At 72.0% G+C, this 25,976-nt stretch carries 26 protein-coding genes; 20 read left to right on the top strand and 6 right to left on the bottom strand.

Annotation, left to right across the window (positions count from 1 at the left end; genetic code table 11):
* Positions 1-36 precede the first annotated feature (36 nt).
* From J7F03_RS01855 to glmM, 5 genes are all read left to right on the top strand, one after another.
* Positions 37-1,656: an ATP-binding cassette domain-containing protein gene (locus J7F03_RS01855; RefSeq protein ID WP_374104252.1), complete on the top strand. Its 1,620-nt coding sequence runs from the start codon at positions 37-39 to the stop codon at positions 1,654-1,656.
* Positions 1,657-1,720: 64 nt separating this feature from the next.
* Positions 1,721-2,980 carry a glycosyltransferase family 87 protein gene (locus tag J7F03_RS01850; protein ID WP_214946836.1) on the top strand — a complete coding sequence of 420 codons (1,260 nt, stop codon included), beginning with the start codon at positions 1,721-1,723 and terminating at the stop codon, positions 2,978-2,980.
* Between the two features lie 236 nt (positions 2,981-3,216).
* Positions 3,217-3,660 (top strand): 50S ribosomal protein L13, encoded by a 444-nt coding sequence (rplM, locus tag J7F03_RS01845; protein ID WP_214946835.1) that lies wholly within the window; start codon positions 3,217-3,219, stop codon positions 3,658-3,660.
* A gap of 42 nt (positions 3,661-3,702) precedes the next feature.
* Complete coding sequence (gene rpsI / locus J7F03_RS01840; RefSeq protein ID WP_214946834.1) at positions 3,703-4,227, top strand: 30S ribosomal protein S9; 525 nt, start codon at positions 3,703-3,705, stop codon at positions 4,225-4,227.
* A 135-nt stretch (positions 4,228-4,362) separates the two neighbouring features.
* Positions 4,363-5,721, top strand: a complete 1,359-nt coding sequence (gene glmM / locus J7F03_RS01835) for a phosphoglucosamine mutase (protein WP_214946833.1) — start codon at positions 4,363-4,365, stop codon at positions 5,719-5,721.
* 96 nt (positions 5,722-5,817) lie between these two features.
* Here the strand turns inward: glmM and J7F03_RS01830 are convergent, their stop codons facing one another.
* Positions 5,818-6,768: a DUF389 domain-containing protein gene (locus J7F03_RS01830; RefSeq protein ID WP_214946832.1), complete on the bottom strand. Its 951-nt coding sequence runs from the start codon at positions 6,766-6,768 to the stop codon at positions 5,818-5,820.
* 15 nt (positions 6,769-6,783) lie between these two features.
* A complete protein-coding gene (gene coaA, locus J7F03_RS01825) occupies positions 6,784-7,848 on the bottom strand; it encodes a type I pantothenate kinase (protein ID WP_214946831.1) in 1,065 nt (354 codons plus the stop codon).
* Between the two features lie 282 nt (positions 7,849-8,130).
* Here coaA and J7F03_RS01820 point away from each other — a divergent pair, with 282 nt between their 5' ends.
* The 8 genes from J7F03_RS01820 (at position 8,131) to J7F03_RS01785 (ending at position 15,964) form a co-directional block, all read left to right on the top strand.
* Positions 8,131-8,901 (top strand): hypothetical protein, encoded by a 771-nt coding sequence (locus J7F03_RS01820; protein ID WP_214946830.1) that lies wholly within the window; start codon positions 8,131-8,133, stop codon positions 8,899-8,901.
* Positions 8,902-9,010: 109 nt separating this feature from the next.
* Complete coding sequence (gene glmS / locus J7F03_RS01815; protein WP_214946829.1) at positions 9,011-10,858, top strand: glutamine--fructose-6-phosphate transaminase (isomerizing); 1,848 nt, start codon at positions 9,011-9,013, stop codon at positions 10,856-10,858.
* Positions 10,859-10,933: 75 nt separating this feature from the next.
* The gene (locus J7F03_RS01810) at positions 10,934-11,302 is read left to right on the top strand and encodes a holo-ACP synthase (RefSeq protein WP_214946828.1); all 369 of its coding nucleotides are present in this window, start codon (positions 10,934-10,936) and stop codon (positions 11,300-11,302) included.
* A 16-nt stretch (positions 11,303-11,318) separates the two neighbouring features.
* On the top strand, positions 11,319-12,770 hold the full coding sequence (locus J7F03_RS01805) for an NAD(P)H-hydrate dehydratase (protein WP_214946827.1): 1,452 nt from the start codon (positions 11,319-11,321) through the stop codon (positions 12,768-12,770).
* A 13-nt stretch (positions 12,771-12,783) separates the two neighbouring features.
* Positions 12,784-13,941, top strand: coding sequence for an alanine racemase (gene alr / locus J7F03_RS01800; protein WP_214946826.1), 1,158 nt, complete (start codon positions 12,784-12,786; stop codon positions 13,939-13,941).
* 10 nt (positions 13,942-13,951) lie between these two features.
* On the top strand, positions 13,952-15,154 hold the full coding sequence (locus J7F03_RS01795; protein WP_308378912.1) for an alpha/beta hydrolase: 1,203 nt from the start codon (positions 13,952-13,954) through the stop codon (positions 15,152-15,154).
* Positions 15,081-15,659, top strand: a complete 579-nt coding sequence (gene tsaE, locus J7F03_RS01790; RefSeq protein WP_374104251.1) for a tRNA (adenosine(37)-N6)-threonylcarbamoyltransferase complex ATPase subunit type 1 TsaE — start codon at positions 15,081-15,083, stop codon at positions 15,657-15,659. The genes J7F03_RS01795 and tsaE overlap by 74 nt, the downstream gene beginning before the upstream one ends.
* 116 nt (positions 15,660-15,775) lie before the next feature.
* Positions 15,776-15,964, top strand: coding sequence for a hypothetical protein (locus J7F03_RS01785; protein ID WP_214946824.1), 189 nt, complete (start codon positions 15,776-15,778; stop codon positions 15,962-15,964).
* 72 nt (positions 15,965-16,036) lie between these two features.
* Here the strand turns inward: J7F03_RS01785 and J7F03_RS01780 are convergent, their stop codons facing one another.
* Positions 16,037-16,588, bottom strand: a complete 552-nt coding sequence (locus J7F03_RS01780) for a hypothetical protein (RefSeq protein ID WP_214946823.1) — start codon at positions 16,586-16,588, stop codon at positions 16,037-16,039.
* A 177-nt stretch (positions 16,589-16,765) separates the two neighbouring features.
* Here J7F03_RS01780 and tsaB point away from each other — a divergent pair, with 177 nt between their 5' ends.
* The 5 genes from tsaB to J7F03_RS01755 are packed head-to-tail and all read left to right on the top strand — an operon-like array spanning position 16,766 to position 20,094.
* Positions 16,766-17,443, top strand: coding sequence for a tRNA (adenosine(37)-N6)-threonylcarbamoyltransferase complex dimerization subunit type 1 TsaB (gene tsaB / locus J7F03_RS01775; RefSeq protein ID WP_214946822.1), 678 nt, complete (start codon positions 16,766-16,768; stop codon positions 17,441-17,443).
* Positions 17,444-17,496: 53 nt separating this feature from the next.
* Positions 17,497-17,994 (top strand): ribosomal protein S18-alanine N-acetyltransferase, encoded by a 498-nt coding sequence (rimI, locus tag J7F03_RS01770; protein ID WP_214946988.1) that lies wholly within the window; start codon positions 17,497-17,499, stop codon positions 17,992-17,994.
* Complete coding sequence (gene tsaD, locus J7F03_RS01765; RefSeq protein WP_214946821.1) at positions 17,987-19,135, top strand: tRNA (adenosine(37)-N6)-threonylcarbamoyltransferase complex transferase subunit TsaD; 1,149 nt, start codon at positions 17,987-17,989, stop codon at positions 19,133-19,135. Before rimI ends, tsaD begins: the two co-directional genes overlap by 8 nt.
* Before the next feature lie 14 nt (positions 19,136-19,149).
* Positions 19,150-19,413, top strand: coding sequence for a hypothetical protein (locus J7F03_RS01760; RefSeq protein ID WP_214946987.1), 264 nt, complete (start codon positions 19,150-19,152; stop codon positions 19,411-19,413).
* Positions 19,414-19,467: 54 nt separating this feature from the next.
* Positions 19,468-20,094, top strand: coding sequence for a hypothetical protein (locus J7F03_RS01755; RefSeq protein ID WP_251071238.1), 627 nt, complete (start codon positions 19,468-19,470; stop codon positions 20,092-20,094).
* On the opposite strand, the gene J7F03_RS01750 is transcribed toward J7F03_RS01755, so the two are convergent.
* Positions 20,067-21,308 carry a methyltransferase domain-containing protein gene (locus tag J7F03_RS01750; RefSeq protein WP_251071237.1) on the bottom strand — a complete coding sequence of 414 codons (1,242 nt, stop codon included), beginning with the start codon at positions 21,306-21,308 and terminating at the stop codon, positions 20,067-20,069. The genes J7F03_RS01755 and J7F03_RS01750 overlap by 28 nt on opposite strands.
* Before the next feature lie 170 nt (positions 21,309-21,478).
* On the opposite strand from J7F03_RS01750, the gene J7F03_RS01745 reads away from it, so the two are divergent.
* Both J7F03_RS01745 and J7F03_RS01740 read left to right on the top strand, forming a co-directional pair.
* Positions 21,479-22,360, top strand: coding sequence for a polysaccharide deacetylase family protein (locus tag J7F03_RS01745; RefSeq protein WP_251071236.1), 882 nt, complete (start codon positions 21,479-21,481; stop codon positions 22,358-22,360).
* Between the two features lie 14 nt (positions 22,361-22,374).
* A complete protein-coding gene (locus J7F03_RS01740; protein ID WP_251071290.1) occupies positions 22,375-23,247 on the top strand; it encodes a polysaccharide deacetylase family protein in 873 nt (290 codons plus the stop codon).
* Here J7F03_RS01740 and J7F03_RS01735 read toward each other — a convergent pair.
* On the bottom strand, positions 23,244-24,644 hold the full coding sequence (locus J7F03_RS01735; RefSeq protein WP_214946818.1) for an FtsW/RodA/SpoVE family cell cycle protein: 1,401 nt from the start codon (positions 24,642-24,644) through the stop codon (positions 23,244-23,246). The genes J7F03_RS01740 and J7F03_RS01735 overlap by 4 nt on opposite strands.
* Positions 24,632-25,939 carry an LCP family protein gene (locus J7F03_RS01730; RefSeq protein ID WP_214946817.1) on the bottom strand — a complete coding sequence of 436 codons (1,308 nt, stop codon included), beginning with the start codon at positions 25,937-25,939 and terminating at the stop codon, positions 24,632-24,634. Before J7F03_RS01730 ends, J7F03_RS01735 begins: the two co-directional genes overlap by 13 nt.
* Between the last annotated feature and the right edge of the window lie 37 nt (positions 25,940-25,976).

The raw sequence follows: 25,976 nt of genomic DNA, 5'->3' as shown, positions 1-25,976 counted from the left end.
TGGGTGGATCGGCGCCGGACCAGGACAATGCCCCGCATGGGACATCTCGAAGCCAGCCACCTGGAGTACTACCTTCCCGACGGGCGGGTTCTTCTTCCCGACGTCTCCTTCCGGGTGGGGGAGGGGTCGGTCGTCGCGCTCGTCGGGGCGAACGGGGCGGGCAAGACCACCCTGCTGAAGCTGATCTCCGGTGACCTCCAGCCGCACGGCGGCGGGGTCACCGTGAGCGGCGGCCTGGGCGTGATGTCGCAGTTCGTGGGCTCGGTCCGGGACGAGACGACCGTACGGGACCTGCTGGTCTCGGTGTCCCAGCCGCGCATCCGCGAGGCCGCCAAGGCCGTGGACCGGGCCGAGCAGCTGATCCTGACCGTGGACGACGAGGCCGCCCAGATGGCCTACGCGCAGGCGCTGAGCGACTGGGCCGACGTACAGGGCTACGAGGCGGAGACCTTGTGGGACGTCTGCACGATGGCCGCGCTGGCGGTCCCGTACGACACCGCGCAGTTCCGCGAGGTGCGCACGCTCTCGGGCGGTGAGCAGAAGCGACTGGTGCTGGAGGCGCTGCTGCGCGGGCCGGACGAGGTGCTGCTGCTCGACGAGCCGGACAACTACCTGGACGTCCCCGGCAAGCGGTGGCTGGAGGAGCAGCTGAAGGCCACCCGCAAGACGGTGCTCTTCATCTCGCACGACCGGGAGCTGCTGACCCAGGCCGCCCAGAAGATCATCAGCCTGGAGCCGGGCCCCATGGGCACGGACGTCTGGGTGCACGGCGCGGGCTTCGCCACGTACCACGACGCCCGCAAGGAGCGCTTCGCCCGCTTCGAGGAGCTCAAGCGGCGCTGGGACGAGGAGCACGCCCGGCTGAGGGCGCTGGTGCTGCGGCTGCGGAACCAGGCCGCGAGCAGCCCGGACATGGCCTCGCGCTACCGGGCGATGCAGACGCGCTTCCAGAAGTTCGAGGAGGCCGGCCCGCCGCCGGAGCCGCCGCGCGAGCAGGACATCCGGATGCGGCTCAAGGGCGGCCGTACGGGCGTACGCGCGCTCACCGTCGAGAACCTCGAGCTGGTCGGGCTGATGAAGCCGTTCTCCCTGGAGGTCTTCTACGGGGAGCGGGTCGCGGTCCTCGGCTCGAACGGCTCCGGCAAATCGCACTTCCTGCGCCTGATGGCGGGCGAGGACGTCAAGCACGCGGGTACGTGGAAGCTCGGGGCCCGCGTGGTCCCCGGCCACTTCGCGCAGACCCACGCCCACCCGGAACTGTTCGGCCGTACGCTCGTCGACATCCTGTGGACGGAGGCGGCCAAGCCGCTCGGCGCGGCGATGGGCGCCCTGCGCCGCTATGAGCTGGAGCGGCAGGCCGACCAGGCCTTCGAAAAGCTCTCGGGCGGCCAGCAGGCACGTTTCCAGATCCTGCTGCTGGAGCTGGCGGGGACGACGGCACTGCTGCTGGACGAGCCGACGGACAACCTGGACCTGGAGTCGGCCGAGGCGCTGCAGGACGGGCTGGAGGCGTACGAGGGCACTGTGCTGTGTGTCACGCACGACCGCTGGTTCGCCCGCACATTTGACCGTTACCTGGTCTTCGGTTCAGACGGTGTTGTGCGGGAGACTACGGAGCCCGTCTGGGACGAACGTAGGGTCGAACGCAAGCGCTAGGGGGACACTGCCCCCGGCTGGTCGAGGGGACGTCGTTGTGGGGCTGCGGCCTAGTGTCTGGGTCATGAAGTGGGACAGCCCGTCCTCATGGGACCGGCGGGTGGAGTGGCTGCTGCGGCCGGCCCCCCGGTCCTGGCGGGCCGTGGGTCTGGTGATCCTGCTGTCCGTGGCGGTCTCGGCGAGCCTGCGGGTGAACTGGGGCTCGGACAACGCCTTCGTGGTCAAGGCGGCGGAGTCCCTGCTCGCCGGGGTCTCCCCGTACGAGGACAAGCGCTTCCTCTACCTCCCCAGCGCCGTGATCATGGCGATTCCGGAGGCGCTGCTGCCGGCTCCGCTGCTGCGCTGCGTGCTGCCGCTGGGGATGACCGGGCTCGTCGGTCTCGGCTGGTGGGCCTCGCTGCGGCTGTTCTCGGTGCCGGTGCGCTCGCGGCTCGCCGTGGGCGGCTTCGGACTGTTCGCCCTGGCCTACAAGCCGTACATCAACCTCGTGCTGATCGGGAACTGGACGGCCATCTCCGCGGCGGCCCTGCCGGTGGCGCTGCTGCTGGCGCAGCGGCGGTCGTGGGCGGCGGCCGGGCTGGTGGTCGGGCTCGCCATCGCGTGCAAGCCGATGCTGGTGCCGATCGGGCTGCTCTTCGTACTGGCGCGGCAGTGGCGGGGGCTGGCCGTGGCGGCGGGCGTGCCGATCGGGCTGTCGCTCGCGGGGGCGCTGATGATGCCGCGCCCGACGCTGTTCTTCACCAAGACGCTGCCGTTCCTGCTGCAGGGCCAGGATTCCTACGCGCTTCCGTGGGACGCCTCGCCGATCGCGGCGCTGCCGCGGCTGGGGGTGCCGGAGCCGCTGGCGGTGCTGGTGGCCTTCGGCGGGGCCGGCTGCGGACTGTGGGCGGCCTGGCGGCGCTGGCGGCGTCCGGTCGCGGTGGACGGCGACGGCGGCGAGCTGAGACTGGTGGAGACGGCCTGCATGGTGATGCTCGCCGCATTCCTGGTGTCGCGGCCGTCCTTCGACCACTACCTGCTGGTCGTGCTTCCGCTGCTGCTGGCGTCGGGCGTGCGGACGGGCTCGATGCCGCGCTCGCCTTGGTTCTGGGTGGCCCTGCTGCCCCAGACGGCGGGCATTCCGTGGCCGTCGGAGCTCGAGCACAAGCGGCGGGCGTTCAAGGACATGGCCACCCTGTGCGGGCTGGCCGGACTGCTGGCGCGGCGTTCGCTGCGTCCGGGCCGGGTTATCCTTGAAGTCGTACGAACTGCGGGGTCCCCACCCAGGACCGATCCGGAGTGCACCGCGACCCCCGTTGAGACGGGGTCGCGGACCGCGTTTTGACCCTTCCAGGTCTTCACGGGTATCCTGCTGGTTCGTTATGCGTATTGGCTTGCTCATTCTCACGTGAATTGGCCTTACGCCGGTCCACCGGGCCGATGACCAGCGGTTACACACGGGTTGCGTCCCCGATGTGAACCAGGGCTGTCGTGATCGTCCGTGGTGACCCATGTCAGGACCCGTCCCTTCGGGCTCACCCCCCGGGGATGACCCACCACTGAAGAAGCGAAGGCATACGCGTGCGTACGTTCAGCCCCAAGCCCGGCGACATCTCGCGCCAGTGGCTCGTCATCGACGCCCAGGACGTTGTCCTCGGCCGTCTGGCGACCCAGGCCGCTGCCCTCCTGCGGGGCAAGCACAAGCCGACTTACGCCCCCCACATGGACATGGGCGACTTCGTCATCATCGTCAACGCCGACAAGGTTCACCTGTCCGGCAACAAGGCGACCCAGAAGATGGCGTACCGCCACTCCGGTTACCCGGGTGGTCTCCGCTCGGTCCGCTACGACGACCTCCTGGCGAACAACCCGGAGAAGGCCGTCGAGAAGGCCATCAAGGGCATGCTCCCCAAGAACACCCTGGGCCGTCAGATGCTCTCGAAGCTGAAGGTCTACTCGGGCGATGTGCACCCCCACGCTGCCCAGCAGCCGGTGCCGTTCGAGATCACCCAGGTCGCGCAGTAGTTCCGGCCACCCCCTAAGACGTAGAAAATTCTGAGGAGCATCGTGGCCGAGACCACCGCCGAGACCCCTGTCGTCGAAGAAGAGTTCGAGGGCAACGTCGAGGAATACACCACCGAGTCTGAGGTTGTCGTCGAGGGCGACTACACCTCCGAGTCGCTTGCCGGTCGCTTCGGCGACCCCCAGCCGGCTGCCGGCCTGGGCCGTCGCAAGAACGCCATCGCCCGCGTCCGGATCGTTCCGGGCACCGGCAAGTGGAAGATCAACGGTCGCACCCTTGAGGACTACTTCCCCAACAAGGTGCACCAGCAGGAAGTCAACGAGCCGTTCAAGCTCCTCGAGCTGGACAACCGCTACGACGTCATCGCCCGCATCTCGGGTGGCGGCGTTTCCGGCCAGGCCGGCGCCCTGCGCCTCGGTGTGGCCCGTGCGCTGAACGAGGCGGATGTCGACAACAACCGCCCGGCGCTGAAGAAGGCCGGCTTCCTTTCCCGCGACGACCGTGCGGTCGAGCGCAAGAAGGCCGGTCTCAAGAAGGCCCGTAAGGCTCCGCAGTACAGCAAGCGTTAATCTGCGCCTGCTGTTCTGCAACGAAACCGCCCCGGCAGCACTCTTTGTGCTGCCGGGGCGGTTCGTTTACCGCCACAAGCGGCAAATAGATGGCACAAGCGGTCACAAGCGATGCGAAAACTCGGGAGGACAACAGTGGGACGACTCTTCGGGACGGACGGTGTACGAGGCGTCGCCAACGTGGATCTGACGGCCGAGCTCGCGCTCGGCCTCTCCGTGGCGGCGGCGCACGTACTGGCCGAGGCGGGCACCTTCGCGGGCCATCGGGCCACCGCGGTGGTCGGCCGGGACCCGCGGGCCTCGGGTGAGTTCCTGGAGGCCGCAGTCGTCGCGGGCCTCGCCAGCGCGGGCGTGGACGTCCTGCGCGTCGGTGTGCTGCCCACCCCGGCGGTGGCGTATCTCACCGGTGCGCTGGGCGCCGACCTCGGCGTCATGCTGTCGGCCAGCCACAACGCCATGCCCGACAACGGCATCAAGTTCTTCGCGCGCGGCGGCCACAAGCTCGCCGACGAGCTGGAGGACCGCATCGAGTCCGTCTACGAAGAGCACCGCACGGGCGCCCCGTGGCAGCGGCCCACCGGCGCCGGCGTCGGCCGGGTCTCCGACTACGACGAGGGCTTCGACAAGTACGTCGCCCACCTCATGGGTGTCCTGCCCAACCGTCTCGACGGCCTCAAGGTCGTCCTGGACGAGGCGCACGGCGCTGCCGCCCGCGTCTCCCCCGAGGCCTTCGCCCGGGCCGGTGCGGAGATCATCACCATCGGTGCCGAGCCCGACGGCCTGAACATCAACGACGGCTGCGGCTCCACCCACCTCGGCCTGCTGAAGCAGGCCGTCGTCGAGCACGGTGCCGACCTCGGCATCGCGCACGACGGGGACGCCGACCGCTGCCTCGCCGTGGACGCGAACGGCGCCGAGATCGACGGCGACCAGATCCTCGCGGTGCTGGCGCTCGCCATGCGCGAAGCCGGGCAGCTGCGCGAGGACACCGTCGTCGGCACCGTGATGTCGAACCTGGGCTTCAAGCTGGCGATGGAGTCCGAGGGCATCCACGTCGTGCAGACCGGCGTCGGTGACCGCTACGTCCTGGAGTCGATGAAGCAGAACGGCTACGCGCTCGGCGGCGAGCAGTCCGGCCACGTGATCATCCTCGACCACGCCACCACCGGCGACGGCACCCTGACCGGCCTGATGCTGGCGGCGCGGATCGCGGCCACCGGCAAGTCGCTGACGGAGCTGGCGGCGGTCATGAGCCGGCTGCCGCAGGTGCTCGTCAACGTCCCCGACGTGGACAAGTCGCGGGTCACGACCTCGGGCGAGCTGGCCGCGGCCGTCGCCGACGCGGAGCGGGAGCTGGGCACGACCGGGCGCGTACTGCTGCGTCCGTCGGGCACGGAGCCGCTCGTACGGGTGATGGTGGAGGCCGCCGACATCGAGCAGGCCCGCTCGGTCGCCGGTCGCCTCGCGGACGTCGTGAAGTCGGCGCTCGGCTAGAGTCCGCCGCCGTCGTGGACCGGCCCCGCGCTACGAAGCTTCGTAGCGCGGGGCCGGTCTCGTCGCGGGGGGTGTGGTGGAGCCGCGGGACAGGGATCAGACCTTGGGCGGCGTACGCCGCCAGTGGTCGCGCTGGGTGCGCCACAGGAGCTTTTGGCAGAGCAGGGTCAGCACGCCGGCCAGCATGATCCCGAACAGGTTCAGCAGCAGCTGCTCCGCCGAGCCCCACATCTGGGCGAACTCGCCGTAGCCGAGCGCCACGGCCGCGTTGGCCGCCGCCGGGACGGTGGTCACCGAGATCGCGACGCCGACCAGCGCGCCGGACTTCGCCGAGGTCAGGGAGAGGACCCCGGCCACGCCGGCGAGCAGCGCCACGACGAACGAGAACGGGTCCGGCTGCCAGATGAAGCTGGTGTTGGGGCGGGGCCTGTCCAGCATTCCCGAGTGGAACAGGCCGAGGGCGTCCATCACCAGGCTGAAGACGGTGGTCGCGACCATCGCGGCGGCGAAGCCGACGAGCAGGGCGACGAGTGAGCGGGCGGCCTGCTTGGGGGCCCGGCGCACCAGCCCGGTGCACACACCGGCGAGGGGGCCGAACTCCGGGCCGACCGCCATCGCGCCCACGATCAGGACGGCGTTGTCGAGGACGACACCACAGGCCGCGATCATCGTCGCGATGATCATGAACGCGCTGTAGGTGATGGTGAGGGTGGACTCCTCGTGGGTCGCCTCGCGCAGCTGCTCCCACAGGACGGCGTCCGCGGCCTCTCCCGGTGCCTCCTCCTCCGCCCGGTCGGCGCGCGCGGAGAGGGAGAGGTCGATGTTCTCGACCGCGATCGAGCCGTCCTCGTCGATGCCGAGCTCGCGGAGCTCGTGCAGGAGCTCGTCGCCGGCCTCGCGCGCGACGTCGCACATCACGACGTCGCCCGGGGGGACGCGGGCCGCGCCGGGCACCACCACCAGATGGGTGGTGCCGACCGTGCTCTCGACGATCCGGACCACGGCGTCCGTCCGGTCGGCCGGGGTGATCATCCGTAGATGCAGCATGGCCGCACAGTAGCGTCAGAGCTTGCGCAGGCTCAGCTTCTGCACTTTGTGGTCCGGGCCCTTGCGGACGACGAGGGTCGCGCGGCCGCGGGTCGGGGCCACGTTCTCCAGCAGGTTGGGCTTGTTGATCGTCCGCCACATCGTCTGCGCGTACTCCAGCGCCTCCTCCTCGGAGACCTGGGTGTACTTGCGGAAGTAGGAGAAGGGGTTCTGGAACGCCGTCTCGCGCAGCTTCCGGAACCGGTTGAGGTACCAGCGCTCGATGTCCTCGGGACGCGCGTCCACGTAGACGCTGAAGTCGAAGTAGTCGGCGAGGCCCACCCGGGTGCGGCCGTCGTTGCCGGGCAGGGCCGGCTGCAGGACGTTGAGCCCCTCGACGATCAGGATGTCCGGGCGGCGCACGACGAGCTGCTCGCCGGGGACGATGTCGTAGATCAGGTGCGAGTAGACCGGGGCCGTGACCTCGTCCTTGCCCGCCTTGATGTCGGCGACGAAGCGGGTCAGCGCGCGGCGGTCGTAGGACTCGGGGAAGCCCTTGCGGGCGGTCAGGCCGCGCCGCTGGAGCTCCTTCATCGGATACAGGAACCCGTCGGTGGTCACCAGCTCCACGCGGGGGTGCTCGGGCCAGCGGGCGAGGAGGGCCTGGAGGAGACGGGCCACGGTGGACTTGCCGACGGCGACCGAGCCGGCGACCCCTATGACGAAGGGGGTTCCCCGCTGCGCGCCGTGGCCGTTGCCGGCGTCGCCGAGGAAGGTGTTGAGGGTGCCGCGCAGGTTGCTGGTGGCGCCGACGTACAGGTTCAGCAGACGGGAGAGCGGCAGGTAGACGTCGCGGACCTCGTCGAGGTCGATGACGTCGCCCAGGCCTCTCAGCCGCTCGACCTCTTCGGCTGTCAGCGGGAGCGGGGTGCGCTCGCGCAGCGCGCTCCACTCGGCGCGGGTGAGGTCGACGTAGGGGGAGGCCTCGTGGCCCCGGCGGCGCGCGGGGTGCGCGGCATGCCCGGGGTGCGCGGGGCGCTCCGATCCGTCGGGGCGCTCCGTTGCGCTGTCCGGCGTGCTTCGTGGCGGCGAAGTGATCACAGGGCCATTGTCGGCGTTCGCGGGCCGTTGTGGGTGGTGTGGTCGGTCACGTGGGATGGGGCCGAATGTCCCGGGGCGGGCGGGTTGTACGGCGGCGGGTATCGATTGGAGGCACCTGCGGTCTCATCGGGGTCACGATGCGCGGGGCGGGCGAACAAATGCGGATGCCGGGCCTGCGGAGCCCCGTACGGTAACGATCACCGCAGCTCGCGATGTGTCCCCGGACCGGGGCGCCGCGTGCTGCTCTTTTTCGCAGACTTTCCTGTGGGGGGAAACACCACCATGCGCACCGCACTCGTCCGCCGTACCGTCCTGTCCGCCTCGGCCCTGTCCCTGGCGCTGCTCGCCACCGCGTGCGGCTCCTCCGACAAGGCCGACGCGAAGGACGACACCAAGCCGTCCGCGGCGGCTTCCGCCCCGGCGACCTCCGCGGCGCCCGCCGCGAAGGCGAAGACGGACGCCGAGCTGGGCGGCCTGCTCGTGACCAAGGCCGATCTGGCGGACCACGAGTTCGCCGCCGTCCCGCAGTCCGAGGTGGCCATCGGTACCGCCGCCTCCAGCGACAAGGCCGAGTGCCTGCCCGTGGTCAAGACGCAGGGCGCGGTCACGGTCGGCACGGCCGCCGGTGTGGCGCGGACCAAGGCCGTCGCCATGCCCAAGGAAGGCGCCACCCCGGAGGAGAAGGCCGCCGCCGGGCTGAAGGCCCTCGGCGCCACCCGCACCTCGATCACCCTCGCCTCGTACGAGGGCAAGGGCGCGGAGGAGGCCTTCGCGGCCGTCAAGGCCGCGGCCACGGCGTGCACGGGCGGTTTCACCCTGACCATGGAGGGCGAGACCACCAAGATCGACAAGGTGGTCGCCGGCACCGCCACCGGGGGCGACGAGGCGCTCGCCCTCACTCTGCAGGCTGATGTGGAGGGCACGAAGGTGACGACCGAGACCGTGATCGTGCGCAAGGGCAACACGCTCGCCACCCACACCGCGTCGAGCCTCGCGGGTGTCGCGGACAAGCCGACGGCCGTCGTCGCCGCGCAGGTCAAGAAGCTCGGCTGAGTCCGGGCGCAGCACGCGTCGACCCCCGCTCCGGCGCATTCGCCGGGGCGGGGGTTTCGTCTTGTTCAGGTACGGGGCAGGAGACCAACTGAGGCGTACCCTGCGGCTTATGTGCGGAATCGTGGGTTACGTGGGAGCGCAGTCGGCGCTCGATGTGGTCATTGCCGGACTCAAGCGGCTGGAGTACCGCGGCTACGACTCGGCGGGTGTCGCCGTGCTCGCCGACGGGGGGCTCGCCGCGGTCAAGAAGGCCGGCAAGCTGGTCAATCTGGAGAAGGAGCTGGTCGGGCACCCGATGCCGACCGGTTCCACGGGGCTCGGACACACCCGGTGGGCGACCCATGGCGGTCCCACCGACGTCAACGCCCACCCGCACCTCGACAATTCGGGGCGCGTGGCCGTCGTGCACAACGGGATCATCGAGAACTTCGCCGCACTGCGCGCCGAACTCGCCGAGCGCGGGCACCGGCTGGAGTCCGAGACGGACACCGAGGTCGTGGCGCACCTGCTGGCGGAGCACTTCTCGGCCTGCGGGGACCTCGCCGAGGCGATGAGGCAGGTGTGCCGGCGGCTGCAGGGCGCCTTCACGCTGGTCGCCGTGCACGCCGACGACCCCGACGTGGTGGTCGGCGCGCGCCGGAACTCGCCGCTGGTGGTGGGCGTTGGCGAGGGAGAGAACTTCCTCGCCTCGGACGTGGCCGCCTTCATCGCCCACACGCGGTCCGCGATCGAGCTGGGGCAGGACCAGGTCGTCGAGCTCCGCCGCGACGGTGTCTCGGTGACCAACTTCGACGGTTCGCCCGCGCAGGTGCGGGCGTACCACGTGGACTGGGACGCCTCGGCGGCCGAGAAGGGGGGCTATGACTACTTCATGCTCAAGGAGATCGCCGAGCAGCCGAAGGCTGTCGCCGACACCCTCCTGGGCAGGATCGACGCGGGCGGCCTGCTGACGCTCGACGAGGTGCGGATCCCCGACTCCGTGCTCCGCGAGGTCGACAAGGTCGTGATCGTGGCGTGCGGTACGGCGTACCACGCGGGCATGATCGCGAAGCTGGCCATCGAGCACTGGACCCGCATCCCGTGCGAGACGGAGCTGGCCAGCGAGTTCCGCTACCGCGACCCGATCCTGGACCAGCGGACGCTGGTGATCGCGATCTCGCAGTCCGGCGAGACCATGGACACCCTCATGGCGCTGCGGCACGCGCGCGAGCAGGGTGCCAAGGTGCTGGCCGTCTGCAATACGAACGGGTCGACGATCCCGCGCGAGTCGGACGCCGTGCTGTACACGCACGCCGGCCCCGAGGTGGCCGTCGCCTCGACCAAGGCGTTCCTGACGCAGCTGGTGGCCTGCTACCTGGTCGCCCTCTACCTCGGGCAGGTGCGGGGCACGAAGTGGGGCGACGAGATCCAGGCGGTCATCCGCGAACTGTCGGACATCGCCGCGGCGGTGGACACCGTACTGGAGACCATGGAGCCGGTACGGGAGCTCGCGCGCTCCCTGGCCGACAAGAACACCGTGCTGTTCCTCGGCCGGCACGTCGGCTACCCGGTGGCGCTGGAGGGCGCGCTCAAGCTCAAGGAGCTGGCGTACATGCACGCCGAGGGCTTCGCGGCGGGCGAGCTCAAGCACGGGCCGATCGCGCTGATCGAGAAGGACCTGCCGGTGGTGGTCGTCGTACCGTCGCCGCGCGGGCGCTCGGTGCTGCACGACAAGATCGTGTCGAACATCCAGGAGATCCGGGCGCGCGGGGCGCGGACCATCGTGATCGCCGAGGAGGGGGACGAGGCCGTGGTCCCGTACGCCGACCACCTCATCCGCATCCCGGCCACTCCGACGCTGCTCCAGCCGCTGGTGGCGACCGTGCCGCTGCAGGTCTTCGCGTGCGAGCTGGCGACCGCGCGGGGCAACGAGGTGGACCAGCCGCGTAACCTCGCGAAGTCGGTGACTGTGGAGTGAGCGAAGCGAGCGGAGCAGGTCGCCGACAATGGGGCGCAGTGGTGACTGTGGAGTGAGCGAAGCGAGTCTGTAGTTGTGATTATCGGTGTGGGGATTGACGTTGCCGAGATCGAGCGGTTCGGCGCCGCGCTGGAGCGGACGCCGAACCTGGCGCAACGGCTCTTCGTCGACTCCGAGTTGACCCTGCCGGGCGGTGAGCGGCGCGGGACCGCCTCGCTCGCCGCCCGGTTCGCGGCCAAGGAGGCGCTCGCCAAGGCACTCGGCGCGCCCGGCGGGCTGCTGTGGACCGACGCCGAGGTGTACGTCGAGGACAGCGGGCAGCCGCGGCTGCGCGTATCGGGGACGGTCGAGGCACGGGCGGCGGAGCTGGGCGTGCGGTCCTGGCACATCTCGCTGAGCCACGACGCGGGCGTCGCGTCCGCTGTGGTGATCGCCGAGGGTTAACGGGCACGCTGGTGCCATGCGTACTGCTTACAGCGTGGAGACCGTACGGGCCGCCGAGCGCGAGCTGATGGCCCGGCTGCCCGAAGGCGTCCTGATGGCGCGGGCGGCGGCCGGACTGGCCGCCGCCTGCGCCCGGTTGCTGCCCCGGGTCTACGGGGCGCGCGTGGTGCTGCTGGTCGGCCCGGGGGACAACGGAGGCGACGCGCTGTACGCGGGCGCGCGCCTGGCCCGGCGCGGCGCCGGCGTGACGGCGGTGGCGATGGATCCGGCGCGGGTGCACGCGGGCGGGCTGGCCGCGCTGCGGGCCGCCGGCGGACGGCTCGCCGAGGCGGTACCGCCGCGGGCGGACCTCGTCGTGGACGGGCTCGTCGGGATCGGCGGCCGGGGCGGGCTGCGGCCGGCCGCGGCCGCGCTGGTGGAGCGGATCCCGGCCGGTGCGGCGGTGGTCGCGGTGGACCTGCCGAGCGGGGTGGACGCGGACACCGGGGAGGTGGCGGGGGCGGCCGTACGGGCCGACGCCACCGTGACCTTCGGGGCGTACAAGCCGGGGCTGCTGATCGACCCGGGGGCCTCGCTGGCCGGGGCGGTGCACCTGGTGGACATCGGGCTGACCCTCCCGGAGCCGCCGGACGCGCAGGCCCTGCAGCACGCCGACGTGGCCGGGCTGCTGCCGGCGCCGACGCGGACGAGCGACAAGTACCGGCGGGGCGTGGTCGGGATCATCGCCGGATCCGCGCGCTACCCGGGCGCGGCGGTGCTCGCGGTGGCGGGGGCGCTGCGGGGCGGCGCGGGCGCGGTGCGCTACGTGGGACCGGCGGCCGTCGCGGAGGCGGTCCTGGCCCGCTATCCGGAGACGTTGATCGGGCCGGGCCGGGTCCAGGCGTGGGTGGTCGGGCCGGGCCTGGGCGACGAGGACGGCTCGCGGGTGCTGTCGGAGCCGGTGCCGGTGCTCGTGGACGCGGACGGGCTGCGCGGACTGGACCCCGAGGCGCTGCGGGCGCGGACGGCGCCGACCCTGCTGACCCCGCACGCGGGGGAGGCGGCGGCGCTGCTCGGGGTCGCGCGGGAGGTGGTGGAGGCGGGGCGGCTGGCCGCGGTGCGGGAGCTGGCGGGGCGGTACGGAGCGGCGGTCCTGCTGAAGGGGTCGACGACGCTGGTCGCCTCCGGCGGGTCCCCTGTCCGGGTGAACCCGACCGGGACTCCGTGGCTGGCCACCGCCGGGAGCGGGGACGTGCTGTCCGGGCTGGCCGGGTCCCTTCTGGCGGGCGGACTCTCGGGGCCGGACGCGGGGGCGGTGGCGGCGTACCTCCACGGCTTGGCGGCCCGCCTGGCCGGCGGCCCCCTGCTGGCGCAACAGGTGGCCGAAGCCCTGCCGGAGGCATGGCGGAACGTCACCGGATCCCTGCCCGCCGCCGGAGGCGCGCGCGGCGAGCCGGAGGCGTCGACGGGGTGTGGGGGCGGGCTCTGAGAGACTGGGGGGGATGAACGAGACACCCACGCGCGTGTACGCCGAGATCGATCTTGACGCCGTACGGGAGAACGTGCGCGCACTGCGCGCGCGGGCGCCCCGGTCCGAGCTGATGGCCGTCGTGAAGGCGGATGCCTACGGGCACGGAGCCCTGGCCTGCGCCAAGGCCGCGCAGGAGGCCGGGGCCACCTGGCTCGGGACCGCCACGCCCGACGAGGCGCTCGCGCTGCGCGCCGCCGGGATCGGTGGGCGGATCCTGTGCTGGCTGTGGACCCCCGGCGGGCCGTGGCGGGAGGCCATCGAGGCCGACGTGGACGTGTCCGTCAGCGGGATGTGGGCCCTGGACGAGGTACGGGCGGCGGCCCGCGCCGCCGGGCGGACCGCCCGGATCCAGCTCAAGGCCGACACCGGGCTCGGCCGCAACGGCTGCCAGCCCGCCGACTGGGCGGAGCTCGTCGGCGCGGCCGTCGCCGCCCAGGCCGAGGGCACGGTCCGCGTCACCGGCGTCTGGTCCCACTTCGCCTGCGCCGACGAGCCGGGCCACCCCTCCATCGCGCCGCAGCTGGCCGCGTTCCGCGACATGCTCGCGTACGCCGAGAAGGAGGGCGTCGAGCCCGAGGTCCGGCACATCGCCAACTCGCCCGCGACCCTCACCCTGCCGGAGAGCCACTTCGACCTCGTGCGCTGCGGGCTGGCGGTCTACGGGGTGTCGCCCGCTCCCGAGCTCGGCACCTCCGCCCAGCTCGGCCTGCGGCCCGCCATGGCCCTGAAGGCCTTCGTGGCCCTGGTCAAGGAGGTCCCCGCGGGGCACGGCGTCAGTTACGGGCACCACTACGTGACCGAGGACGAGACCCGTCTCGCGCTGATCCCGGCGGGCTACGCCGACGGGATCCCGCGGCACGCCTCGGGCCGCGGCGCCGTCCTCCTGGGCGGCAGGACGCGGTACGCGGCCGGGCGCGTCGCCATGGACCAGTTCGTCGTGGACCTCCGCGGCGACGACCACGTCCGCGTCGGCGACGAGGTCGTCATCTTCGGCGACGGCACGCACGGCGAGCCCACGGCCGAGGACTGGGCTCGAGCGGCGGACACCATCGCGTATGAGATCGTCACCCGTATCGGGGCCAGGGTGCCCCGGGTGTACGTCAACGGGTGTCCCGCAACGGCTGAGTGAGGACGGCGGCGTGAGCGAGAACTGGCGCAAGGCCGGCTGGGCCGGCGCCGCCATCGGCGTGATAGCCGCGGGCGCCGCGGCCGGTGTCGCGGTCGAGCGGATCACCGTCGGGCGGGGCATGCGCATGAAGGCGCGTCTCGCCCTCGACGCGACCGGGGACTACGGATCCCTGCGCGGCGCCCCCGGCACCGCGCGGGCCGAGGACGGCACCGCGCTCTACTACGAGGTCGACGAGCTGCCCGAGGAGGGCAAGCGGCGCCGCCTGCGCCGCAAGGCCCCCGCCCAGCCGACCGTGGTGTTCTGCCACGGCTACTGCCTCGCGCAGGACTCCTGGCACTTCCAGCGCGCCGCCCTGCGGGGCCTGGTCCGCGCCGTGTACTGGGACCAGCGCAGCCACGGGCGCAGCGCGCGGGGCCTCGCCCAGGCCGACGGCGAACCGGTGACCTTCGAGCAGCTCGGCCGTGACCTGGCGGCCGTCATCGCGGCCGCCGCGCCCGAGGGCCCGCTGATCCTGGTCGGTCACTCCATGGGCGGTATGACCGTCATGGGGCTGGCGGACCAGTTCCCCGAGCTCGTCCGCGACCGGGTGGTCGCGGTGGCGCTGGTCGGCACTTCCAGCGGCGGGCTGGGCGAGGTCACGTACGGGCTGCCCTCCGTCGGCTTCGGGGCGGTACGGCGGATCCTGCCCGGCGTGCTCAAGGCGCTCGGCTCCCAGGTGGAGCTGGTGGAGAAGGGCCGGCGGGCCACCGCCGACCTGTTCGCCGGGATGGTCAGGAGCTACTCCTTCGCCTCGCGCGACGTGGACCCGGGTGTCGCCCGCTTCGCCGAGCGGCTCATCGAGGGCACCCCCATCGACGTGGTCGCCGAGTTCTACCCGGCCTTCCAGGCGCACGACAAGACGGCCGCCCTCCAGCGGTTCGCGGACATCCCCGTCACCGTCATCGCCGGGGACCGCGACATGGTCACGCCGCCCGGGCACAGCCGGGCGATCAAGGAGGCGCTACCCTCCGCCGAGCTGGTGGTCCTGGAGTCCGCCGGGCACCTGATGATGCTGGAGCACCCGGACACGGTGACCCGGCTGCTCACCGAGCTGCTGGCGCGCACCGGGGTGGTGTCCGTACCGGCTAACGTTGGCGGGCATGGAAGAAGTACCGCGGGAAGTACCGCGCAGCCAGGCCCAGGAGCAGGCACCGGAGCGGGCGCAGGCGCCTGACACCGAGGCGCACGTCACGGTCGGCTCGCCCGACGCCATGCAGGACCTCGGCCGCAGGATCGCCGCGCTGCTGCGCCCCGGCGACCTCGTCCTGCTGACCGGGGAGCTCGGCGCCGGCAAGACCACCCTGACCCGCGGCCTCGGCGAGGGCCTCGGCGTGCGGGGGGCGGTGACCTCGCCGACCTTCGTGATCGCCCGGGTCCATCCGTCGCTGACCGGCGGTCCTGCGCTGGTGCACGTGGACGCGTACCGGCTGGGCGGCGGGCTGGACGAGATGGAGGACCTGGACCTCGACGTCTCACTGCCCGAGTCCGTCGTCGTCGTGGAGTGGGGCGACGGCAAGGTCGAGGATCTGTCCGACGACCGGCTGCACGTGGTGATCCGGCGCGCGGTCGGCCACGAGGAGGTCCTCGACGACGTACGGGAGGTCGCGGTCCGCGGGGTCGGGGCGCGCTGGTCCGCCGGGGCCGGTCTGGAGACCCTCGCGGGCGTCCTCTCGGAGTAAACGTGCCGACAAGGCGTCGGCAAGATATTGCGCGGGTGGCAGCGCGCGTGGTCACATGGTACCGAGGGCTGGTTAGGCGTACCTAAGTACAGGCTGGCCCCGGCCAGGAGGCAGCCATGTCGACAGCAGGAGCAGCGCGCGTTCCCCGCACGTCCGGCGTGTCCGTGGGGGCGCTGCTCGCGGCGGGCGCCGCCGCCAGCGCCGTGTCGACGCCGCCCGCGCGCGAGCACGCCGAGCACCCGGATCCCCTACGGGAAGGGGCCGAGGGGAGCGAGCGGGCCGCCGCGGAGTCCGAAGCGGCCTGAGGCGGAGACGACGAAGGTCCCGGAGGTCCCGGAGGTCCCCCGTTCGGGTGGATCCGGCGCACCGGAGCCCGGTCAGGGAACGACGACGACCTTCGAGCCGATCGTCGCGAAGGCCCACATCGCGTCGCCGTCCGGGCGGGTCATGCGGACACCGCCGGTCTTCTTGTTCGGGTCGGGCGCCGGCAGCGTGTTGTCCACCCGGGCACTGAAGCCGACCACGATCCCCTGCGGGCTCGCGAACCGGACCACGTGCTCGATCGGCACCCCGTCCGAGCCGGTCACGGCGCCCTGGCGGGAGCCCACCGTGTAGTTGCCCGGCGTCGGATGGACCGTGCTCGGCATCACCGCGAACGACTTCGGCTCCTGCCCGGCGGCGCCCACCAGCCACACGCGCTTCGCGCTCACCGAGTACACGACGCGCACGCCGGTGCCGGAGCCAGCCGGAAGGGGCACCGGCTTCGCCGGGTCCGTCTTGGCGGCGCTCGGGGCGGGCGCGGGAGTCTGGGCGACGGCCTTCGGCGGGTGTGCGGGGGCGGTGGCGGAGGCCTGGTAGCCGAGGAAGCCGACGACGGCGAGTGCCGCGACGGTGAGCCCGGCCACGATTCCCGAGCTGCTGCGTGCCACCTTGCTCCACCTCTCCGCATGGTCCATCTCGTCGAACGGCCGGCTGGACCGTCCGTCGGACGACCGGTTGGACGATCGGTCGAACGGTCAGGCCTGAGACCTGGGTCGAAGGTAGCAGCCGGGGTGCCCGCAGACCGGCCGCAAGGGCCCGGGGCCCCGGAGTCGTAGGCTGTTCGCGTGCTCTTGCTCGCTGTAGATACCGCCACGCCCGCCGTCACCGTCGCCCTGCACGACGGCGAGTCCGTACTCGCCGAGTCGAACCAGGTCGACGCCCGCCGCCACGGGGAGCTCCTGCTGCCCGCCGTCGACAAGGTCCTCGCCGAGGCGGGGGTCAAGCTCGAAGCCGTCACCGGCATCGTCGTCGGCGTCGGCCCCGGCCCCTACACCGGACTGCGGGTCGGCCTCGTCACCGCCTCCACCTTCGCCTCCGTCCTCGGTGTGCCCGTGTACGGGCTGTGCACCCTCGACGGCCTGGCCTACGCGGCCGGCGCCGCCGGGATCGAGGGCCCCTTCACCGTCGCCACCGACGCGCGGCGCAAGGAGGTCTACTGGGCCCGCTACGAGGACCCGCGCACCCGGCTCGGCGAGCCCGCGGTGGACCGGCCGGCCGACATCGCCGAGCGGGTCGCCGCACTGCCCGCCGTCGGGCAGGGCGCGCGGCTCTACCCGGAGGTCTTCACCGACGCGCGGGACCCCGAGCACCAGTCGGCCGGCGCTCTCGCGGCCCTGGCGGCCGAGCGCCTCGCCACCGGAGCGGCCTTCGAGAACGCCGACGGCCTGCCCCCGGCCCCGCTCTACCTGCGCCGGCCCGACGCCCAGGTGCCCAAGAACTACAAGGTGGTCACCCCGCAGTGACCGGCCCGACCGCCCCGGCCGCCGGGGCCGCCCCGGCCGTGCTGCTGCGCGAGATGCGCTGGTGGGACATCGGGCCCGTGCTGGAACTGGAGCACGAGCTCTTCCCCGAGGACGCCTGGTCCGCCGGGATGTTCTGGTCCGAGCTCGCCCGCGCGCGCGGCCCCGAGGCCACCCGCCACTACGTCGTCGCCGAGAGCCCGGACGGCCGCCTGGCCGGCTACGCCGGGCTGGCCGCCGCCGGCGACCTGGGCGACGTACAGACCATCGCGGCCGCGCGCGACCAGTGGGGCACCGGGCTCGGCGCCCGGCTCCTCACCGACCTGCTGCACGCCGCCACCGCGTTCGAGTGCGCCGAGGTGCTCCTGGAGGTACGGGTGGACAACACCCGCGCCCAGAAGCTGTACGAGCGCTTCGGCTTCGAGCCGATCGGCTTCCGGCGGGGTTACTACCAGCCCGGCAACGTGGACGCGCTCGTGATGCGCCTCTCCGATCCCGCCACCTCCCTGCCCCCGACATTCCAAGACGCCGTAAGAAGTGAGACCCATGGCTGACGAACCGCTCGTCCTCGGCATCGAGACCTCCTGCGACGAGACCGGCGTCGGCGTCGTCCGCGGCACCACCCTGCTGGCCGACGCCATCGCGTCGAGCGTCGACGAGCACGCCCGCTTCGGCGGCGTCGTGCCCGAGGTGGCCTCCCGCGCGCACCTGGAGGCGATGGTCCCCACCATCGAGCGCGCCCTGAAGGAGGCCGGGGTCAGCGCCCGCGACCTCGACGGCATCGCCGTCACCGCGGGCCCCGGCCTCGCGGGAGCGCTGCTGGTGGGCGTCTCGGCCGCGAAAGCGTACGCGTACGCGCTGGGCAAGCCGCTGTACGGGGTGAACCACCTGGCCTCGCACATCTGCGTCGACCAGCTGGAGCACGGGCCGCTGCCCGAGCCGACGATGGCGCTGCTGGTCTCCGGCGGGCACTCCTCGCTGCTGCTGGCCCCCGACATCACCTCCGACGTACGGCCGCTCGGCGCGACCATCGACGACGCGGCGGGCGAGGCCTTCGACAAGATCGCGCGCGTGCTGCAGCTGGGCTTCCCCGGCGGGCCGGTCATCGACCGGCTGGCGCGCGAGGGCGACCCGAAGGCGATCAACTTCCCGCGCGGGCTGACGGGGCCGCGCGACGCGGCGTACGACTTCTCCTTCTCCGGGCTCAAGACCTCGGTCGCCCGCTGGATCGAGGCGAAGCGCAAGGCGGGCGAGGACGTGCCGGTCCGCGACGTGGCGGCGTCCTTCCAGGAGGCCGTGGTGGACGTGCTGACGCGCAAGGCGATCCGCGCGTGCAAGGACGAGGGCGTCGACCACCTGATGATCGGCGGCGGTGTCGCGGCCAACTCCCGGCTGCGCTCGCTCGCGCAGGAGCGGTGCGACGACGCGGGGATCGTCCTGCGGGTGCCGCGGCCGGGGCTGTGCACGGACAACGGCGCGATGGTGGCGGCGCTGGGCGCGGAGATGGTCAAGCGGAACAGGCCCGCCTCGGACTGGGACCTGTCGGCGGACTCCTCGCTCCCGGTGACCGACCCGCATGTTCCAGGCCGTTCTCACGGCCGTTCCGACGGCGAAGAGGGCCACGGGCACAGCCACGGGCACGGCCACGACCACGACCACGTGCACGAACTGAGCAAGGACAACCTGTACTCGTGAGCACCGTCGCGCTGATGTGGGAGGCCCGGGCGGTGCCCGGGCGGGGCAACGAGCTGCTGGAGTGGGCCCGTTCGCGGGTGCTGGCCCAAGAGCCGGTGCGGCGCGAGGTGTTCCGGGCGCCGCAGGACCGGGTGCTCGTCATCACCTGGTGGGACGCGCCCGGCGGAGTCGCCGAGGATCTCCCCGAACTGCCGGAACCGGACGCCGACTTGATTACGCGGGCGGTGCACCGCTGGCGCTTCGAGTCGGTCGAGTCCGAGGTGGCCGGCGGAAGCTGAGCCTGCGGGCGGGGGCCCGGCGATTCCGCGCGGCCTGCGGATATGGTCATGCGCATGCCCCGCTTTGACCTGCCGCCGCCGCCCCCTCCCGCGCACCTGCGCGCCTGGCTCGACGAGAACACCGTACGGGCCGACCGCGCCCGGTTCCTGAACGAGCTCGGGCGGCGGAGTCTGGGTTTCGGACGGCTGCTGCTGCTCTGGGCGGTGTCGGCGGTCTTCGCCCTCGGCTGGTCCTTCGTGGGCATGGCCCTGATGGCCATCGAGACGCACGATCCCCTCTCGTACGTCTTCGGCCTGATCTTCGCCGTGCTCGGGGTCGGCGTGCTGATCCCGGCCGGATTCTGGTTCGCCTGGGGCGCCAAGCGGGACCGGCAGGTGCGCCGGCTGATGTGCGCGTGGGCGGAACTGGAACCGGACCCGGCCGCCGACCACGCCATGCGCGCGCCGGCGCGCAGCCTGACCTGGCTGCTGGCCTCCTTCGCCCTGGGCGTGCTCGGGCTCTGGGTGACCTTCGGGTCCGCGGCCGCGGCCCGGCCGGGCTCGGAAACGTACGGCGAGGTCGCCTACACCATGGGCCTCGGCATGATCCTGTGGATCACCGCCCTGCTCGGCCTCGGCAAGGCGGGCGCGCACTACCGGTGGGCCGTCCGCTTCTACCGCCGCGGCCCCGCGGCCTCCTGAGCCCCGGCCGAGGGCTCGGCACCGGCCGCGGCGGCCGCCGCCGGTGAGCCGATCAGCATCGAGGGCGCCCCGGCGACCCGGGTCAGGAACACGGTCGCGGAGTGGGGCCCCTGTGGCTTCACCTTCCTGCGCAGCTCTTCCGGCTCGATCGCCGAGCCGCGCTTCTTCACCGTCAGGATGCCGACCCCGCGCTCGCGCATCAGGGCCTTGAGCTTCTTCAGGCCGAAGGGCAGTACGTCGGTGATCTCGTACGAGGTCGCGTACGGGGTCGCGCGCAGCTCGTCCGCGGTGATGTACGCGATGGTCGGGTCGATCAGCCGGCCGCCCAGCTGCTCGGCCACCTCGGCGACGAGGTGGGCCCGGATGACGGCGCCGTCGGGCTCGTAGAGGTAGCGGCCGACGGGCCCGGCCTGCGGGTCGGGCAGCGGATCGGTGGTCGCCAAGGCGCGCGGCCCGGGCAGCAGGGTCGCGCGGATCTCGCCCGGGGCGGTCCCGAACCACAGGACGGCCTCCTTCACGTCGCCGTGGTCGGAGATCCACTCGGCCTCGGCCTCCGCCGGCACGGCCTCGTGCGGGATCCCGGGGGCGATCTTGATGGCGGCGAACTTCGCGGCGCGGGCGGTCTCCACGGCCCACGACAGGGGCGGGGAGTAGGACTCCGGGTCGAAGACGCGGCCGCGCCCGCCCCGGCGGGCCGGGTCGATGAAGACGGCGTCGTACCCGGCGGTGTCGACCTCCGTGACGTCGGCCTCCCGGACCTCGATCAGGTCCGCCAGGCCCAGCGCCTCGGCGTTGGCGCGCGCGACGGCGACGGTCAGCGGGTCGCGGTCCACCGCCAGGACGCGGATGCCGAGCCGGGCCAGGGCCAGGGCGTCGCCGCCGATGCCGCAGCACAGGTCCGCGAGGCTGCGTACGCCCAGGGCGGCCAGCCGCTCGGCGCGGTACGAGGCCACCGACGCGCGGGTGGCCATCTCGCCGCCGCCGGGCGTGAAGTACATCCGGTGGGCGTCCTCGGCCCCGAACTTCGCCACCGCGCGCTGCCGCAGGCGGGCTTGGCCGAGGGCTGCGGAGACGAGCGCGGCGGGGTGTTCGCGGCGCAGCCGGGTGGCGACGGCGAGCTCCTGGGCGGGGTCGTAGTCCCGGAGCGAGTCGAGGAGGGCGTGGCCCTCGGGGGTGAGGAGCGCGGCGAAGTCTTCGGGGGTCACGGGATCCATTGTCGGCCACGGTGGGCCAGTCGGAGGAAGGTCGAACTCCGTTCGCGGTGTCGGCCGGGGCGGGCGCGTGGCGGATGCCAGGATGCTCAGCTATGCAGCTAGTCCGACAAAAGGAACATAAGACGCAACAGGGTCACCGGCTCGCGGCAGCAGCGCGAGGCCGGTTGGGGATGGCCGCGACGGCCGCACTGCTGGTCGCCGGACTGGCGACCGGGTGCGGATCCGCGGAGCCCGGGACGCCGGACAAGGCCGCGAAGGCGAAGGCCGCCGCCGGCGCGGAGGCGGCCGGCGCGGCCGGAGCGCTCGGCGGCCACGCCGCGAAGCTGAAGGCCGCCCAGCAGGCGCGGGCGGTCGCCGCGAAGAAGTGGGGCCTGGTCAAACCGCCGCTCATGGCCCCGGCGGCGCCCAAGACGAAGCCGGAGATCTCCACCCGGGACGGCTTCGAGGTGGAGGACCAGGAGAACCTGCCGCCGGTCTTCACCACCGTCCCCACGGAGGAGAAGGTCGTCTTCCTGACGATCGACGACGGCGCCGAGAAGGACCCCGAGTTCCTGAAGATGATGCAGGAGCTGAAGCTGCCGTACACCGCGTTCCTGAGCGACTACCTGGTGCGGGACAACTACCCGTACTTCAAGGAGATGCAGGCCGCGGGCGTCACGCTGAACAACCACACGCTCAACCACCGCTACATGCCGGCGCTCTCCTACGAGAAGCAGCGCCAGGAGATCTGCGGACAGCAGGACACGATCGAGAAGCAGTTCGGCAAGCGGCCGACGCTGTTCCGCCCGCCGTACGGGAACTACAACGAGGACACGCTGCGCGCGGCCAAGTCCTGCGGCATCAAGGCCGTTCCGCTGTGGAACGAAGAGGCCTTCCCGAACCGGATGGACTGGCGGGAGTGGGACAAGGACCTGCACCCCGGTGACATCATCCTCACCCATTTCCGGGGCAAAGAGGACTGGAAGGGCAGCATGACTGACATGATCCGTCATGTCATGAAGACCGTCACGGACAAGGGGTACGCCGTGGCTCGCTTGGAGGACTACTTGTGAGGTACGCGCGCCGGTTGGTAGCCGGAACGCTGGCGGCCGGCGCGCTCGCGCTGTCCCTGACGGGGTGCGGGGACAGCGTGCAACCCACCGAACGGATGGGCCGCAAGGCGACGGAGGGCAAGGAGTCCGCGTCGCCTTCGCCCTCCCCCTCCGGGGCGGGGGCCGGATCGACGGGCGGATCGAGCGCCGCGGGGGACGAGGCGTACAAGAAGTGGGGCCTGAGCGCCCCCCTCCAGTACGCCCCCAAGCCGGCGGCCAAACCCCCGATCCCGCCGGCGAAGCCGGGCAGGGTCCAGGTCCTGGACCGAATACCCGTCCCGGCGGACGACAAGGTCGTCTTCCTGACGTTCGACGACGGCGCCGAGAAGAGCCCCGAGTTCCTGAAGATGGCCGCCGACCTGAAGCTGCCGATCGGCATGTTCCTGACGGACAACATCGCCTCGTCGGACTACGGCCACTTCGAGAAGCTCCGCGACAACGGCTCCAACAGCACGATAAACAACCACACCCTGACGCACCCGAATCTGCGGACCCTGCCCTTCGAGGCGCAGAAGAAGGAGATATGCGGGCAGCAGGAACGCCTGGAGAAGCGCTTCGGCACGAAGCCGCCCCTCTTCCGCCCGCCGTACGGGAACTACAACGACGACACCCTCAGGGCCGCGCACGAGTGCGGGATATCGCAGCTGCTCCTGTGGCGCGTGTCGATGCAGATCAACAACTTCCAGTACGCCGAGGGCGCCGCGCTCAAGCCGGGTGACATCGTCCTGGCCCACTTCCGCGGCCCGTCGGAGCTCAAGGGCACGACGGAGACCGAGATGACGACGCGGATGCTCCAGCGGATACAGGAGCAGGGGTACAGGATCGGGCGGCTGGAGGACTACCTCTAGGTCGTCGGGCTCAGTACCGGCGTGATCGTCGTTTCCACCGGTCCGAGACTGTCCGCCTCGCGCTGGCGTTCCGCGCTGTCGGAGATGCGCAGCAGCAGGGCGATCATGATCCAGTTGGCCAGCAGGGACGAGCCGCCGCTGGCCAGGAAGGGCAGGGCCTTGCCCGTCAGCGGGATCAGGCCCGTGACGCCGCCCGCCACGACGAAGACCTGCAGGGCCAGCGCCGACGACAGGCCCACCGCGAGCAGCTTGCCGAAGGGGTCGCGCGCGCCCAGCGCCATGCGCAGCCCCCGCTGCACGAGGAGTGCGTACAGGACGAGGACGGCCATGACGCCGGCCAGGCCGAGCTCCTCGCCCACCGTCGTCAGGATGAAGTCGCTGCGGCCGGCGAATCCGAGCAGTTCCGGGTGGCCCATGCCGAGCCCCGTGCCCGTGATGCCGCCGGTGCCGAAGCTGAACAGCGCCTGCGCGGACTGGTCCGAGACGATGCCCGGCGGCCGGGGGTTCGCGTAGTAGGACAGCGGGTTGAGCCACGCGGCCACGCGCGCCTTGACGTGCGGTTCCGTCGAGCCCACGACGAAGGCGCCCACGCACGACATGAGCAGGCCGCAGATGATCCAGCTGGTGCGCTCGGTGGCGACGTAGAGCATCACCACGAAGACGCCGAAGAAGATCAGCGAGGTGCCGAGGTCGCGCTCGAAGACGAGGACGAGCAGCGACACGATCCACACCGTGATGATCGGTCCGAGCTGGCGCATCGGGGGCAGGCGCATGCCGAGGACCTTGCGGCCGGACAGGGCCAGCGAGTCGCGGTGGATGACCAGGTAGCCCGCGAAGAAGACCGCGATCATGATCTTCACGAACTCGCCGGGCTGCAGCGAGAGCCCGCCGATGACGATCCAGCGCTTCGCCCCGTAGGTGTCCGCGCCGAAAAACGCCGGCGCGATCAGCGCCACCAGTGCGAGGACCATCGTGATGTAGATGAACCGCTGCAGCAGCCGGTGGTCGCGCAGGACCCCCAGCACCGCGATGCAGGCCGCGACGCCTACCACCGACCACATCAGCTGGCCGGGCGCCGTCGCCGGCGAGTTGTACCGCTCCAGGTACCCCTGGTCGAGGCGGTGCAGCAGCACCAGCCCCATCCCGGTCAGCAGCAGGGCGAGCGGGAAGATCAGCGGATCCGCGTACGCCGCGAACCGGCGCACGGCCAAGTGCCCCACCAGCGCGAGCAGCGTCATGCTGATCACGAAGCCGGTGAGGCCGGGCGGCAGCGTGTCGTTCATCGCGAGGCTCGCGCTGATGTGGCCGGAAATGGTCACAGCGAGGACGAGGACGAGCAGCAGCGCTTCGGTGCGGCGGCGCGCGCCCGCCGACGTCAGGGGTTTCAGTCCACGCACGGGATGCCGCCGCCGTCGATGGCGGGGATGCCGCTGTCTTCCTTTGACGGGGTGGGCGCGGGGGCGGAGCCCGGGGAGGACGCGGCCGGGGCCGGCGCGGGCTGACCCGGCGTGGGCTGACCCGGCGCCGGCGTGCCCGCCGATGAGGGAGCGGCGCCCGGTGCGCCCGGGCTCGCAGAGGCCCTGGAACCGATCTGCTCGGCAATGAGGCGCTTTATCTTCATATCGTCTACGACGTTTATATCGGTGCCATGGTTCCTGTCGAAGCGCTCGATGGGAAGGGTCACAAACTCGACGTTGCCCCCGGACAGGCTCTTGGCCTGCTTGAGGAACGCCAGCAGATCCCACCCCTGATCAGTGACGACGTCCTGTTTCGCGGTGTCGATCAGCTTGATCAGTTTCACCGGATCGGTGAAGGTTCCGGCTTGATTCAGCTTGTACGTCGCCCCCGCGAGGAAGGCCTGCTGCCGCTTCGTCCGGTCCAGATCGCCCATGGTCAGCCCCATCCGCTGCCGGACGAAGGCCAGCGACTGCTGCCCGTTCAGCGTGTGCCGTCCCGCCGCGAAGTCGGCCCCGGAGTTCTTGTCCTTCACCGCGTGGTTCAGGCACACCGGTACGCCGTCCAGCGCGTCCGCCAGGTGGTAGAAACCGGCCAGGTTCAGCTCGGCGAAGTGGTCGATCGGGACCCCCAGGAAGCTGCGGACCGTCTCGATCTCCGCCTTGCGGCCCGCCTCGCGCCCCTCGCGCTCCAGCTGCCGCTTGTCCGTGACGCCCCGGGCGGAGAGCTGCTCCTCGGTCTTGGCCTTCGCCCGCCCGTACGCCTCCTTGATCTTGGCCTTGCCCGTGTACCCGGGCACGCCGTGCAGGTCGACGAAGTCGTCGCGCGGCACCGAGAAGGCCTTCGCCTTGCTCCCGTCGCCGGGGAGGTGGACCAGGATCAGGGTGTTGGCGTTGTAGCCGCCGACGTCCGAGCTCGCGCCCGCGTGCAGCTTGTCGAGGACCTCCGGCGGGAGGTCCTCGCCGTTCTGGTCGCGACGGCTGTCCAGGCCCATCAGCAGGATGTTCGTATCGCCGGACTTCGACTTCTCGGCGCCCTCGAGGGCTTTGGAACTGCCGATGCTGGCGGCCAGGTCCCGGTACAGGTACCAGGCCGAGCCGCCGCCGGTCACCGCCAGCGCGCAGCCGGCCGCCAGCAGGGTGCGGACGAGCCGGATCCGGCGCGAGGGCCTGCGGCGGCGGGTCGCGGGGGCCTGCGGCCGTTCCCGTCCCGGGGGCTTCCTGCGGTGCGCGCTCATGCCTGTCGATGGTGGGGGAGCGCTGCTGAAGGAATCC

Origin of the sequence: Streptomyces sp. ISL-43 (genome assembly GCF_018614195.1) — a bacterium.
Classification (GTDB): Bacteria; Actinomycetota; Actinomycetes; order Streptomycetales; family Streptomycetaceae; genus Streptomyces.
Note: the sequence above shows the minus strand (reverse complement) of the source record. Positions and strands in the feature narration are given on the sequence as shown.

What these genes read in the sequence shown, in the direction of transcription:
- J7F03_RS01855 (WP_374104252.1), top strand. Translation starts at nt 37, where the DNA reads ATGGGACATCTCGAAGCCAGCCACCTGGAGTACTACCTTCCCGACGGG.
- J7F03_RS01850 (WP_214946836.1), top strand. Translation starts at nt 1,721, where the DNA reads ATGAAGTGGGACAGCCCGTCCTCATGGGACCGGCGGGTGGAGTGGCTG.
- J7F03_RS01830 (WP_214946832.1), bottom strand. Translation starts at nt 6,768, where the DNA reads ATGCTGCATCTACGGATGATCACCCCGGCCGACCGGACGGACGCCGTG.
- J7F03_RS01820 (WP_214946830.1), top strand. Translation starts at nt 8,131, where the DNA reads ATGCGCACCGCACTCGTCCGCCGTACCGTCCTGTCCGCCTCGGCCCTG.
- glmS (WP_214946829.1), top strand. Translation starts at nt 9,011, where the DNA reads ATGTGCGGAATCGTGGGTTACGTGGGAGCGCAGTCGGCGCTCGATGTG.
- J7F03_RS01805 (WP_214946827.1), top strand. Translation starts at nt 11,319, where the DNA reads ATGCGTACTGCTTACAGCGTGGAGACCGTACGGGCCGCCGAGCGCGAG.
- alr (WP_214946826.1), top strand. Translation starts at nt 12,784, where the DNA reads ATGAACGAGACACCCACGCGCGTGTACGCCGAGATCGATCTTGACGCC.
- tsaE (WP_374104251.1), top strand. Translation starts at nt 15,081, where the DNA reads ATGGAAGAAGTACCGCGGGAAGTACCGCGCAGCCAGGCCCAGGAGCAG.
- J7F03_RS01785 (WP_214946824.1), top strand. Translation starts at nt 15,776, where the DNA reads ATGTCGACAGCAGGAGCAGCGCGCGTTCCCCGCACGTCCGGCGTGTCC.
- rimI (WP_214946988.1), top strand. Translation starts at nt 17,497, where the DNA reads ATGCGCTGGTGGGACATCGGGCCCGTGCTGGAACTGGAGCACGAGCTC.
- tsaD (WP_214946821.1), top strand. Translation starts at nt 17,987, where the DNA reads ATGGCTGACGAACCGCTCGTCCTCGGCATCGAGACCTCCTGCGACGAG.
- J7F03_RS01760 (WP_214946987.1), top strand. Translation starts at nt 19,150, where the DNA reads ATGTGGGAGGCCCGGGCGGTGCCCGGGCGGGGCAACGAGCTGCTGGAG.
- J7F03_RS01755 (WP_251071238.1), top strand. Translation starts at nt 19,468, where the DNA reads ATGCCCCGCTTTGACCTGCCGCCGCCGCCCCCTCCCGCGCACCTGCGC.
- J7F03_RS01750 (WP_251071237.1), bottom strand. Translation starts at nt 21,308, where the DNA reads ATGGATCCCGTGACCCCCGAAGACTTCGCCGCGCTCCTCACCCCCGAG.
- J7F03_RS01745 (WP_251071236.1), top strand. Translation starts at nt 21,479, where the DNA reads ATGGCCGCGACGGCCGCACTGCTGGTCGCCGGACTGGCGACCGGGTGC.
- J7F03_RS01730 (WP_214946817.1), bottom strand. Translation starts at nt 25,939, where the DNA reads ATGAGCGCGCACCGCAGGAAGCCCCCGGGACGGGAACGGCCGCAGGCC.